The sequence below is a fragment of the Bradyrhizobium sp. USDA 4449 genome (assembly GCF_054056275.1).
Window position 1 is genome coordinate 7,007,889 of the sequence record NZ_JBSRYD010000001.1, and the last position, 12,239, is coordinate 7,020,127.

Here is a 12,239-nt window from a genome sequence, read left to right on the forward strand (position 1 = left end):
CCCCGCTTAAATCCTCTCCAAGAGGTAAACAGGCATGGTTAATGGCGCCTTAATGCGCCGCTACAGGTACTTGACCAGCGAGAGCTGCGCGAGATTGGCGGTAGTTTGGTAGGACGCCTGCAGCGCGTTCTGAAGCGACAGGATTTCGCTCGCGACCTGATCGGGCGATGCGGACTCCGCCTGGTCGACGATGGTCTGCAGCTGCGCTTTGGCCTGGGTCTGGCGCGTGGTCGCGTCCTTCATGGTGTTCTGGGCCATCGCGATGTCGGTCTGGATGTCCTCGATCTTCTGCTGGCCCTGCTGCGGCGTCAGCGCCTGCGTGGTGCGCAGGCTCAGGGCTGCGACCGCCCCACCCGAATATTGCCCGGTCGGCGAGGTCGAGAACGTGCCGTACACGGCGATCGCCTGCAATTGCTTGCGGATCGCGTCCTCGTCGGCCTGCGCGCCATATTGTACCGTGACCGAATCGTCGACCCGTGCCACCGCGGTCGAGCGCGCCGAGCCCGGCCCGTCATTGCCGGTGTACCATTTCACCGTTGTGGCCGAGCCGTTCACCAGCGTCGTCGCCGAGCTCGCCGGCGATGAGCCCACGCGCAACGGCGGTTGCGTCGCGGCGATCGGCGACGACGCGAAGCCCAGCGCGCCGAGCGCTGCGGTCGCGCCCGCCGTCGACCCGGAGATGCTCAAGGTCGCGGCATTGTCGGTGTTGATGGTGATCGAGCCGCCATGGATTGCCGATGGCTTCGAGGTGCCCGTGATCTGGTCGATCTTGCTCATCAGGGTCTGGATGCTGTCGGTGACGTTGAGCTGGTTGCCGGTCGCGCCTGAGGCAACGAAGCTCACCGTGGTGCCGTTGATGGTGATGCTGTCGCCGGCCGAGAAGCCCGGCGAGATCGAGTCGGAGGGCGCCGTGCCCGAGAGCGCGGTGGTGCCGCTGATCGGTGCCGCAGGGCTTGCCTGGTTGTTCTTGGCAGCGCCGATCGCCGAGCTGTCGGTGTTGAAGAAATTGTCGCCGGCGGTCACGGCCGATGCCGCCACCAGCGACGTGTTGGCGAGCTTCGTGATGGCGGTGTTCAGCGCGGTGTTGAAGTTGGTCGCCGTGGTGACCGGGTTGGGCGCAACCGGCGGAACGGCCGAGGGATTACCGGTGTCGACCGCAAAGCTGCCGACCGGCACCGGCGTTGCGGTGCTCGCGGTCAGGTCGACCTGCTCGGTCGAACCATCAGGCAGCGAGAACTGCACACTGATCTTGTCGCCGTTGCTGGGAGGCGTGGCGCCGAAATTGACCGAGAACGACACCGGCGAGCCGCTCGGACCTGTGACCGTTGCGCCCGTCAGGTTCGAGGAGACCGCTGAGATCTTCAACCCGAACGGCGATGCCGGGCTGTCCTCCGCCACCTGCACCGAGGTGGTGGTCGGTTGCGACTGCACCAGCCGCCCCATGCCGTTGGCGCCGAGATCAGCGGCCTGGCGTTCCGCCATCACCGTCTTCAGGCCCGCCTGCGTCGTGGTGCCGTTGATGATGTCGCCGGCATTGGCGACCGATTGGGTATCGTAGGCGGTGCCGGAGAACAGATAGCGGTTGCCTGACTGCGTGTTGAGCACGCCGACCATCGAGCCGAACTGCGCGGCGGCGGTGTTCTGCGCCACCGTCTGGCCGTTGACGTTGAGATCCTGCGAGCTGGTGGCCGAGCCCGTCTGCACCGTGTTGCGGATCGTCGTCAGCGACTGCAGCGCCGTGTTGGCGAGGTTGATGTTGACGTTGACGTTGGTGATCGTGTCGGTATAGGCGGCGATGTTCGAAAGCTGCGCGCGCGAGGCGATCGCAAAGCCCTCGTTGGTGCCCATGCCGGAGTAGTTCTGCGACAGCTTGCCGGTCGAGAGCTGCGTCGACAGGTCGGTGAGCTGCTGGTTGATGTTGCGGATCTGTGCGCCGAGGACCGACGAGCCGTAATTGATGCTGCTGATCGACATGTTTCAGAGCCCTACTGACTACCCTTGAGCCTGGATCAACGTATTCATCATGCTCTGCACCACCGACATCACGTGAGCGTTGGCGGCATAGGCATTCTGAAGCTGGATCAGGTTCGACATCTCCGAGTCCAGATTGACGCTGGAGGTCGAGTTGAACTTGGCCTGCAGCGTCGATACGACGACGCTCTGGCCCTGCTGGAGCGCGGTCGCCTGGGTCGAGGCGTTGGCCTGGACGCTCAGGAACTGCTGCAGGTAATTCGAGATGCTGCCGGTGAACGGCTGGCTCGCGGAGCCGAGACCGGTCTGCGGCGAATAGGAATAAGTCGTGGTGGTAAGCTGCGAGTAGAGATAGTCCGATCGTGTCGTATCGCCCGTGGGCGTCACCGGCGAGGTGCTGTAGATCGACAGCCTGGTGGGGTCGGCGGTGAGCTGCGTGTTCACGGCGATCCGGCCGGCAAGGCCGGTCATCTGCGAGCCGGATCCCGTGATCGCGCCGGTATAGAGTGCCTGGCCGCCGTCGGTGAACAGCGGCAGTTGCGGACCGCCCGAGGTCAGCGACGAGACCGTCTTGCTGCTCGACGCCGCTGTGACCTTGGCAAGGCCGGAATTGTCATCGGTGACGCGCAGCGTCGTCGCACTCGCAGGCGACGGCGCCGGGGAAAACGACAGATGCGAGCCCGGGAGCGCGCCGTTGAGCGCCGCTGCTATGGCGCCCATGCCGCCTGAAAAATTGATGCCGATCTGCACCGGATTGGCATTGGTGCCGTTCGGCAGCGGCAACGCCGTCGGATCGGTCACGTTCACCAGGGTAACCTGGCGCTGGGTGTTGGTGGAGTCGGTATAGGTGATGTTGACGGTGTTGCCGGGCTGCGCGCCGGCGAGATCGATATCGAAGCCGGCGGGCGGTCCGGCGACGGTGGTTCCCGCCGTGGTCTTGTCCGACAGCGCGCTCGACATCGTCGCGGCGAGCTGGTCGATCTGGTTCTGCGCCTGCACCAGCGTCTGGTCGCGCAGCTTCAGGTCGGCCGCGATCTGGCCGGAGGAGACGACATTGTTGCCGGCGACGTCGATGGACGAGCCGTTCGGCAGCTTGATGGTGAGCGCGGCGACCCCGGACTTGGCCGGGTCGACGTTGTAGAGCGACGTCGCCGACAGCGCGCCGACAGATGCGAACGAGAATTGCGAGGCGAGCCCCGCGCCGACCAGCTGGATGCCTGTGGTGGTGTAGATGTTGGCCTGGTTCGACCCGTCGGTGGTGACGCGGACATCGACATATTTCGAGAGCGAGTTGATCGCCTGGTCGCGCTGGTCCATCAGCGTCGCCGCGGACGGGTCGGTCGGCGCGAGGCCCTGAAGCTTGGTATTGATGTCGGCGATCTGGTTCAGCGCGGCATTGGCGGCTTGGGACGAGGTGCCGAGATCCTGCTCGACGTTCGAGCGCAGAGACTGGATGCCCTTGGTGGTGACGTTGAGCTGCGTTGCCAGTGACTGCGCCGCACCGAGCGCGACGGTCTGCGCCGACGAGGAGCCGGCATTGGTAGAAAGCGCCTGCAGCGAAGAGGTGAAGTTGTTCAGCGCGTTTTCGAGCGTGCCGCTGTTGCCGGGCGTGCCGTAGACACTCTGAAGCTGCTTCAGAATGTTGGCCATCTGATCGGCGTAGCCGCTGCCGCCGGTCTCGGTGCGCAGCTGGTTCTGCACATAGCTGTCGATGTCGCGGCTGACGCCCGTCGTCTTCGCCGTCGAGCCGAAGTCACCGGTGGTGACTTCGATCTGGTTCGGCGTCTGGGCGACGTAACCCGGCGTCTGCGAGTTTGCGACGTTCGACGACACGATCGAGAGCGCAGCCTGGTTGGCGCGCAGACCGCTCATCGCACTGGCAAGGGCTGAACTCAAACCCATCTTACTTGCCGCCTTCGGTTACGTTGCGCGCCGATCAGCGCAACACGTTCAGAAGATCCTGGACCATCGAATTCGCCGTCGTGATCACCTTGGTGTTGGCCGAATAGGCCTGCTGGGTCACGATCAGCTTGGTGAACTCGTCGGCGATGTCGGTGTTGGATCCTTCCAGCGACGAACCGCTGATGGTGCCCGAAGCACCGGCGATCGCCGGTCCCGACTGGTCGGTCACGGCATAGGCACCGCCGTCCATCGCCTTGAGGTAGTTGGTGCCGTTGAAGTGCGACAGCGTCACCTGGGCGAGATCGAGGTTCTGGCCGTTGGAGAAGGTACCGACCACGAGACCGTTGTTGCTGACGGCGACCGAACGGAGCTGACCGGCGGCGTAGCCGTTCTGCGTGATCGTGTTGATCGTCACCGCGCCGCTGGTGCTGGCATATTGCGTCAGTGCGCCCGAAGAGATGTTGAGGGCAACCGAGCCAAGCGATTGTCCGCCGACGGTGACGTTGCTCAGCGTGATGCCGGAACCGGCTGGCGAGGTGAGCGAGCCGTCAGCGGCAAAGGTGAAGGACTGGCCCGCATTCACCCAACCGACCGCCGAGCCCGTAGCATTCGGGTCGGTCTGGTAGAACAAGTTCCAGGTGTCGGTATGCCCTCCGCCAGGCAGCGAGGCGCTGTCGGTCTTGGCCCAGCGCAATTGCAGATTCACCGGTGTACCGGCCGCGTTGTAGGCTGTCACCGCGCCGCCACTGATCGACTCCTTGGTGAAGGTCGCAATGTCGTTGCCCTGCACGCCGCCCGTACCGGTAGTGCCGCCGCCGCCGCGGTTCTTCTGGACCGTCGAGGAGAAGCCGAGCGCGGCGAAGGCGCCGGTGTTGTTGCTGGTCACCGTCAGGGTGGGATTGGTGATGCCGGTTTGCAGCGTGATCACTCCGTTAGAGATCGAGGAGTTCGTAGAGGTTGCCGCGCCGCTCAGAGCGTCAATCTTGTTGAGCAGCGTTGAGACGGAATCGCTGACGCTGATCTGGTTCGGGTTGGCGATGGGCGGGGCCGTGGAGACGAAAGTCAGCGGCTGATTGTCCACCATGATGGTATCGTTGGCGACAAAACCGGTTGAGAGGACTTCCGAGCCTCCAGGCGTCGCAGCGCCGCCCAACAAGGTTGCGCCGGTGATCGCGGGCGTGGACAGCACGTTGCCGCCGCGAGTCACACTGCTGATGCCGAGCAAACCGGCCGCAGCGCCGGTGACCGTAATATCTTGCGTGGTGTTCGTTGTGATCTGGATGTTACCGGCCGACGTCATCGACGCCGCGGCGGGCACGCCGCCGGCGCCGGCCACGATCGCGTTCAGGATGTCGGACATCTTTGAGCCGGTGGGCGAGAGCAGACCGATCGTCGTCGTGTTGCCCAAGGTCGAGGAGCCGGAAACGGTGTTATCGAACTTGATCGTCTGGCTTCCGACGATCATCTGCGTGCCGGCCAGACTGCTCAGGAGCGTCGTGTTCAGATGCGGGGTGGTGGCCGAATCGAGCGACGTGGCGCTGGTGGCCGCGGCTGAAGAGCTGTCCAGCAGGGCCGCCGAGCCGGTTGCAGTGGTTGCGGTATAGGCTGAGCGGAGATTGCCGGTGGCAGCCGAACCCGGAACTCCCACGCTGACAAAGGGCGGCTGCGGCGTGCCGAAGATCAGCGGATTGGCTCCGAAATCGGACGGGTTGAGGCCGCCTGCTGCGAGCAGAGACCCACTCACCGCCGTCTGGCTCGCCACCGTGTTAGGCACGGACGGCAGGTTCGCCGCATATTGGATGGCGGTCGTCGCCTGCGCCGGAACGAAGTTGTTCTGGAATTGCAGCACCGTCGGGACGCTGCCGGTCGGGTTGCCTGTCTTCGAGTCAACCGCGACGCCCATCAGATAATAGCCGGCGCCGTTGACGAGGTTGCCGTTGGAATTGATCTGGAAGTCGCCGCGACGGGTGTAATAGTTGACGCCGTCGAACACGGGCACGTTGTCGACGACGCCGGTGGCCTTCTGCACCGAGAAGAAACCGTCGCCCGTGATCGCCATGTTGGTGGCGACGGAGGAGGACGAGATCGTGCCCTGGGTGGTGATGGTCGCCTGCGCGTGCGCGGTGACGCCGCCGGCAACCTGCTTGCTCGGCACGGAGGCGTCGGGAATGAGATCCTCGAAGCTGGTCCCGATGCCCTTGTAACCGGTGGTCGACGAGTTCGCGATGTTGCCCGAGATGTTCTGAAGCGCGTAGGACTGCGCCTGCAGGCCACCCACCGAGGTGTTCATTGCATCGAAGATACCCATAACTTTGTCTCCAAATCCGATCTCGGCGGCCGGCAGACCAATGGCCGCAGTCGGAGGAGACGTCGCAAGGCCTATGCCAATGCGGGTATTCTCATGAAATCAACGACTTAAATAGATATGCCCCGATCCGATGACCGGGGCATAATTGCCGGACCGGCAACAATTGCCGGGAACAAACCTCAGGTCGCCGACGGCGTCGCGGGGTGGAAGACCAGCCCGAAACCGTCGATGCAATAGCGCAATCCCGTCGGCTTCGGACCGTCATCGAAGACGTGACCGAGATGGCCGCCGCAGCGGCGGCAGTGCACCTCGGTGCGCACCATGCCGAAGGTGCGGTCCTCGGTCTTGCCGACATTGCCCTCGATCGGCTGGTAGAAGCTCGGCCAGCCCGTGCCGCTCTCGAACTTGGTCTCGGACGCAAACAGCGGCAGGTCGCAGCCGGCGCAGGCGAAGATGCCCTTGCGATGCTCGTTCAGCAGCGGGCTGGAGCCGGGCCGCTCGGTGCCCTCCTTCCGAAGGATCTCATATTGCTGCGGCGTCAATTGCGCACGCCACTCGGCGTCGGTCTTCTCGATCTCGAATTTTTGCGCGGCTTTCTCCCCAGCCTGCGCCGGCGTTGCTCTCAGCCAGCGGAAGGCCGAAAGGCCAAACAGGCCGGCGACGGTCGTTAGCAGGATGCGGCGGTCAAACATCTCATTCTCCGTGCGCAGGGAGTCCATGCCCTGAGATACGGGCCCTAACGGCCGATGTTACACGTCCAGGCGGAATTTTTCGCGCCCTTATTGCGAGACGCCCTGCTCCTGGGCAACCGGTTCCGCTACCTCCCGCGCAGCCGGCTGCGGCGCCGGCGGGGCCACACGCGGCCGAACCCCTGAGGGTTGACGGCGCGGACCGATGCCAGCAGCCCGGTTGGCCTCAGCGAGCCTGGCCTCGCGTTTCCGGTCCTTTACCCGTGCCCGCTCGCGATAGCGCGCAAGCGACCCCGCGGCAGCGGAACTCGCCCTGCCCCATAGGCCGACCAATTGGCCGGCAACCCGCCCGGCGCTGCCGCCGGCCCAGACCAGTTCGAATGGCGAAAACAGTTTCCATCGGTCGTCGCCCGACAGGATGCCGCGCGCGATCAGCTGCCCGGACATGGCTGAAATGTTCATGCCCTGGCGGCCGAACCCGCTCGCCACCCACAGACCTTTGCGCAATTCTCCGATCTGCGGCATGCCGTGCACGGTCTGCCCGGTGGCGCCGCCGAACGTTTCTGATATCTCGACGTTGCCGAGCTCAGGGAAGATCGACCGGATCCGTCGCTTGACGCTGCCCGCAAAGCGCTGCGGCCGCACGGCCCAGGTCGTCTCCGGGCTCTCCCACATCAGGCGGTCACCGTCGACGATGCGAAAATGATCGATGCCATCGGAATCCATCACCGATCCCTTGAAGCCGATGATCTCGTGCACGCGATCGCCGAGCGGCGCGGTGATGCCGGCATAGCGCCAGACCGGCAGCAGCGTCTCCGACAGCCGCCGCAACGGCGCGCCGAGATGAATGTTGCCGGCGAGCACGATCTGGCTGGCACGCAGCCGTGCCGAGGGCGTCACGATGCGCTTGCGGATACCGGAATGATCGATGCTGACGACGGGCGTATCCTCGAAGATGCGCGCACCCGCGCGCCGCGCCAGCGCGGCGAGGCCGTGGACATATCTGCGGCCGTCGACCTGGAACGCTTTGGGGTAGTGGACGCCGTGGAAATAACGATCGGTCTTGAGCGCCGCGCGAACGCGATCGACCTGCCAGCCCTCGGCCTCGGTGTCGAAATCCTCATTCAGCATCTGCAGCCGGCTGATCAGCCGATCGCCGGCATCGACGTTGGAGACCTCGAGCACGCCGTCGGTGAGGCCGATATCAGGCATGTTTTCTTCGCTGGCATTGGCGCGCACGAACTCGGCGCCCTGCTTGGAGAGCATCCACAATTCGATGGCGTCCTCGAAGCCGATGCGCTCGATCAGCTCGGTGAGCGGCAGCGCAAAACCGGGCATCACCGTGCCGAGCTGGTTGCCGGAGGCGTTCCAGCCGATATGGCGGCCTTCGAGCACCGCGACGCTAGCCCCGAGCCGGGCCGCCTCAAGCGCGATGGAAAGGCCCGCGAGCCCTGCCCCGATAATGCAGATATCGGCGTCAAGATCGAAGGACAGCCGGACACGCTCGCGAAAGCCGGCTTCTTCCTGGGACACGCTTGTGAAAGTCTCGCTCATAGCGTTTCTTAAGATACCAATCGGGCGCTTGTCACCTTGTCCTCAACGGGCGCCTGTACATTATTCAAGATGTGGAACGATTCGAGAATGCCATGCGCCGTTTGATGCTGCTGCGTCACGCCAAGACCGAGACGGACGCGCCGAGCGGCCGCGACCAGGACCGCCGGCTCGACGATCGGGGCCAGCGGGATGCCGCCGAGATGGGCGACTGGATCGCTGCCCATCAGCCAGTCCCCGAGATGGTGCTGGTGTCGCATGCGGTCCGCGCCCGGCAAACCTGGGACATCGCCTGGGAGGCAATGAAGGACCGCGTCGCAGCGCCTGAGGTCGAGATAATGCCGGAACTCTACGGCGCGGACCCCGCGCGGATTCTCGAAACCGTTCGCACCGCAACCGTCCCGGCCAACCCAAGGCAATTGCTGCTGGTCGGGCATAATCCAGGCATGCACGAGGCTGCCCTGATGCTGATGGGCGGCGGCGATCCGGCAGCCGCCAAGTCGCTCGCCGACAATCTGCCCACCGCGGGGCTTGCGATCCTGGACTTTGCCGTCAAGGATTGGAGTGACGTGGCCTACCGCCGCGGCAAACTGGTGCTGTTCGTCAGCCCCAAGTTGCTTCGACTGGGGTGAGACGCGCTGGCGCCTTCTCCATGTTGATCCAGCTTGGTCATTAGGGAGGCGCAGATGTTCAAGTCCATCCTCGTACCCATCGACCTCGCCGACACCGATCTGGCAAAGCCTGCGATCGCGACCGCGACGACGCTGTCGCAGAACTGGAACGGATCGATCCGGCTGCTCAACGTGCTGCCCATGACGCCCGTGATGCTGGCGGAATACGTCCCGGCCGATTTCGACGAGCAGCAGCGCCAGACCTCGGAAGAGGCACTCGCCATCGTCGCGCGCGAATCCGGCATCGACGCCTCCCATATCTCCAGCGTCGTTCGCCAGGGCGGCATCTATCACGAGATCCTGGAGGAAGCCGCGCAGATGAAGGCCGATCTGATCGTCATGACCTCGCACCGGCCTGCGATGCGCACCTATTTCCTCGGATCGAACGCCGGGCACGTGGTGCGTTACGCGAAATGCTCGGTGCTCGTGGTGCGGCACTAAGCTCGGAGCAATGTCGTGAGGCAGTGGTGGCGGAGATGGACCTACGGGGTCCCGCTCGCCGCAAGCCCGACCGGTCCGAGAACGATCGAGCGTGTGGAGGTTTGTGGGGTCAGGTCGCGTTGGCCTGATGCTGACAATGCTGGTCCGAGACCTCGCCACCCCGTCATTGCGAGTTTAGCACCGGCCGAAGGCCGACGCGCGCTTGATGTAACGGCTGCGCAGCAGCGTCAGAACGCTGCAGCGCATCCGGGACTCAGGCAAGGCGCCTCACAGATACCGCGTCAGTTCGGCTTTGAACTGGCCGTAGACGGCGTCTTCGATCTGGCTGCGGTTGATCCCGATGTCGCGCAAGGCGCGGTCGTCGAGTTCGCTCAGCGTCTTGATGGCGGTGCGGCGCTCAAGGCTGTCGAACAGCGCGTAGGCGGCGTTGACGAGCCTGGCAAAAAATCCGCTCGACGAGGATGGGCGTAAACTCCGCCCGGCAGTTTGCGAGATCATGGTCATGTTTCTTCTCCGGCCTGAAGTCCCGCGCGGCGATGCAGATGCCGTTGGCGCAAACGCTTGAGCGCTTGCACCTTCTTTGCCGTCGGATTGCTCTCGCTCTCCCCGGCTAATCGCGGACCTTGATGGAACTTAAATGCTCCGGTACATTACTCGGAGCAAGAAAAACATTGCTCTCGGTGCAATAATGTCCAAGTTCGAGTACGTGAAGCTTGCGGATGCCATTGCCGCAGATATCTCTAACGGCACGTTAAGGGCCGGCGACCGGCTGCCGCCGCAGCGCAATTTTGCCTATGATCGCGGCATCGCGGTCTCGACCGCGAGCCGGGTCTATACGGAGCTGTTGCGCCGGGGCCTGGTGGTCGGCGAAGTCGGACGCGGCACCTTCATCTCCGGCGACATCAGGCGCGAAGTCGAGAGCATCGCCGAGCCGCGCGATGCGCGCATCGATTTCGAGGTCAATTATCCGCTGCTGCCGCAGCAATGGGCGATGATCGCCAAGAGCCTCGCCGGACTGGAGCGCGTCGACGCCCTGGAATCCGTGCTGCGCGCCTCGACCAGCACCGGCACGAAGAGCGCCCGCAATGCCGCCGCGGCCTATCTCGCGCGCAAGGATTTTGCGCCGCAGGCCGAGCAGATCGTGTTCACCGCCAACGGCAAGCAATCGCTCGCGGCCGCGCTCGCAGCTCTGGTTCCGACCGGCGGCCGCTGCGGCGTCGAAGCCCTCACCTACCCTTACATCAAGAGCATAGCCGCTCGGCTCGGCATCACGCTGGTGCCGATCCCGATGGACGAACATGGCGCGCGGCCCGACGCGATCCAGAAGGCGCACCGCGAAGCGCATCTGTCGGCGCTGTATCTCCAGCCCATCATCCAGAACCCGCTCGGCGTCACCATGAACGCGACGCGGCGCGCCGACATCATGCGGGTCGCCGAGAAGCTCGATCTCACCATCATCGAGGACACCGTCTACGGCTTCCTCGCAGACGACACTCCGCTCGCAGCGCTCGGGCCGGACCGCTGCATCGTGCTCGACAGCCTTTCCAAGAAAGTGGCGCCGGGGCTTGCGCTCGGTATCCTCGTTGCGCCGCCTCATTTGCGCGAAAGCGTGATGAGCGCGGTGCGCACGGGCGGCTGGATCGCCTCGGGCCACGCGCTCGCATCCGGCCAGCGGTTGATGGCCGACGGCACCGTTGCCGAGTTGACGCGGCTGAAGCGCATCGACGCCGCGCGGCGCCAGCAGACCGCGGCACGGCTGCTCGCCGGCTACCAGGTCGCCGCCGACACGCGCTCCTATCATCTCTGGCTGACGCTGCCGCCGCACTGGCGTTCGCAGACATTCGTTGCCGCGGCAGCCCGGCGCGGCATCGCGCTGACCCCATCCTCGACCTTCGCGGTCGCGCATGGCCACGCCCCGAACGCGGTGCGCCTGGCGCTCGCCCCGCCCTCCTTCGAGCAGCTCGATTCCGGCCTGCGCACGATCGTGTCGCTGCTCGGCACCAAGGAGGAGGATTTCGACTCGACGGAATAACGCGCGGGAAGCGCTCAGCGCTCCGGCCATTCCGCGATGAATCCCCTCGCCTTGTACGGCTCAATCTTGTCCCATTCGTGCAGGATACGACGGCGAAACTCAGGGTCGGTGTGCCAAAGCGCGCGCGGTGTCGTAAAGCTATCGACGGTGAGCAGCAGTTTCGTCACCTCCGGCCAGTGCCGGTGCAGCGTCATCGGATAACGCCGCGCCGTCCAGGTGTTGCCGAGGCAGATCACGCTGCGGATGTTGCGCAGTCCCAGCGCCGCATCGATGATGGGCAGCGAGAAGATCACGTTCTCACCGGTGTTCGTGGCGCGATGCTCCTCGAGGGTCCGGTCCGCCGGAATGCCCGCAGCGACCATCGCCGCCTTGATGATGGTGCACTCGGATTGCTCCGAGCCTGAGGTGACACCGCCGCTGACAATCGACCAGCGGAAATACCCGTCACGCCACAGTTGGGCGGCGGTCTCGACGCGAAGCGCGACGTCCTCGCGGGTGCCGAACACGAACAGCAAATCGGCCGGCCGAAGCGGCGTATCGACGAGATGGGTGCGGTTGATCCCGGCGATCTCGTCCGCCGTCGGCAGGCGCATGCTGCGATTCCCAGATGTCATCGCACCACGATGCGGGACCGGCGCGCGGCTGCGAAGTCAATTTTCATTGCGGCGGATTGC

At 64.7% G+C, this 12,239-nt stretch carries 10 protein-coding genes; 3 read left to right on the forward strand and 7 right to left on the reverse strand.

Annotated features, from left to right (window positions below):
* Positions 1–60 precede the first annotated feature (60 nt).
* The 5 genes from ACVIIW_RS33120 to ACVIIW_RS33140 form a co-directional block, all read right to left on the reverse strand.
* Entirely contained in the window at positions 61–1,974 is a 1,914-nt protein-coding gene (locus ACVIIW_RS33120; protein ID WP_456704540.1) for a flagellar protein, read from the reverse strand.
* Between the two features lie 18 nt (positions 1,975–1,992).
* Positions 1,993–3,873: a flagellar hook-associated protein FlgK gene (gene flgK / locus ACVIIW_RS33125; RefSeq protein WP_456704541.1), complete on the reverse strand. Its 1,881-nt coding sequence runs from the start codon at positions 3,871–3,873 to the stop codon at positions 1,993–1,995.
* A 34-nt stretch (positions 3,874–3,907) separates the two neighbouring features.
* Positions 3,908–6,181: a flagellar hook-basal body complex protein gene (locus ACVIIW_RS33130; RefSeq protein ID WP_456704542.1), complete on the reverse strand. Its 2,274-nt coding sequence runs from the start codon at positions 6,179–6,181 to the stop codon at positions 3,908–3,910.
* Between the two features lie 179 nt (positions 6,182–6,360).
* Positions 6,361–6,873: a peptide-methionine (R)-S-oxide reductase MsrB gene (gene msrB, locus ACVIIW_RS33135; protein ID WP_456704543.1), complete on the reverse strand. Its 513-nt coding sequence runs from the start codon at positions 6,871–6,873 to the stop codon at positions 6,361–6,363.
* 87 nt (positions 6,874–6,960) lie between these two features.
* Positions 6,961–8,424, reverse strand: coding sequence for an NAD(P)/FAD-dependent oxidoreductase (locus ACVIIW_RS33140; protein ID WP_456704544.1), 1,464 nt, complete (start codon positions 8,422–8,424; stop codon positions 6,961–6,963).
* A gap of 92 nt (positions 8,425–8,516) precedes the next feature.
* On the opposite strand from ACVIIW_RS33140, the gene ACVIIW_RS33145 reads away from it, so the two are divergent.
* Together ACVIIW_RS33145 and ACVIIW_RS33150 are read left to right on the forward strand one after the other, a co-directional pair.
* On the forward strand, positions 8,517–9,053 hold the full coding sequence (locus ACVIIW_RS33145; RefSeq protein ID WP_456704545.1) for a SixA phosphatase family protein: 537 nt from the start codon (positions 8,517–8,519) through the stop codon (positions 9,051–9,053).
* 54 nt (positions 9,054–9,107) lie between these two features.
* Positions 9,108–9,533, forward strand: a complete 426-nt coding sequence (locus ACVIIW_RS33150; RefSeq protein WP_092228165.1) for a universal stress protein — start codon at positions 9,108–9,110, stop codon at positions 9,531–9,533.
* A gap of 267 nt (positions 9,534–9,800) precedes the next feature.
* Here the strand turns inward: ACVIIW_RS33150 and ACVIIW_RS33155 are convergent, their stop codons facing one another.
* On the reverse strand, positions 9,801–10,037 hold the full coding sequence (locus tag ACVIIW_RS33155; protein WP_456704546.1) for a DUF1127 domain-containing protein: 237 nt from the start codon (positions 10,035–10,037) through the stop codon (positions 9,801–9,803).
* A 184-nt stretch (positions 10,038–10,221) separates the two neighbouring features.
* Between ACVIIW_RS33155 and ACVIIW_RS33160 the strand changes: the two genes are divergently transcribed.
* Positions 10,222–11,565, forward strand: coding sequence for an aminotransferase-like domain-containing protein (locus ACVIIW_RS33160; protein ID WP_456704547.1), 1,344 nt, complete (start codon positions 10,222–10,224; stop codon positions 11,563–11,565).
* A gap of 14 nt (positions 11,566–11,579) precedes the next feature.
* On the opposite strand, the gene ACVIIW_RS33165 is transcribed toward ACVIIW_RS33160, so the two are convergent.
* A complete protein-coding gene (locus ACVIIW_RS33165) occupies positions 11,580–12,158 on the reverse strand; it encodes a YdcF family protein (protein ID WP_456704548.1) in 579 nt (192 codons plus the stop codon).
* Between the last annotated feature and the right edge of the window lie 81 nt (positions 12,159–12,239).

Excerpts from the sequence above, each read along its gene's own strand:
- ACVIIW_RS33120 (WP_456704540.1), bottom strand. The coding sequence starts at position 1,974 with ATGTCGATCAGCAGCATCAATTACGGCTCGTCGGTCCTCGGCGCACAG.
- flgK (WP_456704541.1), bottom strand. The coding sequence starts at position 3,873 with ATGGGTTTGAGTTCAGCCCTTGCCAGTGCGATGAGCGGTCTGCGCGCC.
- ACVIIW_RS33130 (WP_456704542.1), bottom strand. The coding sequence starts at position 6,181 with ATGGGTATCTTCGATGCAATGAACACCTCGGTGGGTGGCCTGCAGGCG.
- msrB (WP_456704543.1), bottom strand. The coding sequence starts at position 6,873 with ATGTTTGACCGCCGCATCCTGCTAACGACCGTCGCCGGCCTGTTTGGC.
- ACVIIW_RS33140 (WP_456704544.1), bottom strand. The coding sequence starts at position 8,424 with ATGAGCGAGACTTTCACAAGCGTGTCCCAGGAAGAAGCCGGCTTTCGC.
- ACVIIW_RS33145 (WP_456704545.1), top strand. The coding sequence starts at position 8,517 with ATGCGCCGTTTGATGCTGCTGCGTCACGCCAAGACCGAGACGGACGCG.
- ACVIIW_RS33150 (WP_092228165.1), top strand. The coding sequence starts at position 9,108 with ATGTTCAAGTCCATCCTCGTACCCATCGACCTCGCCGACACCGATCTG.
- ACVIIW_RS33155 (WP_456704546.1), bottom strand. The coding sequence starts at position 10,037 with ATGACCATGATCTCGCAAACTGCCGGGCGGAGTTTACGCCCATCCTCG.
- ACVIIW_RS33160 (WP_456704547.1), top strand. The coding sequence starts at position 10,222 with ATGTCCAAGTTCGAGTACGTGAAGCTTGCGGATGCCATTGCCGCAGAT.
- ACVIIW_RS33165 (WP_456704548.1), bottom strand. The coding sequence starts at position 12,158 with ATGCGCCTGCCGACGGCGGACGAGATCGCCGGGATCAACCGCACCCAT.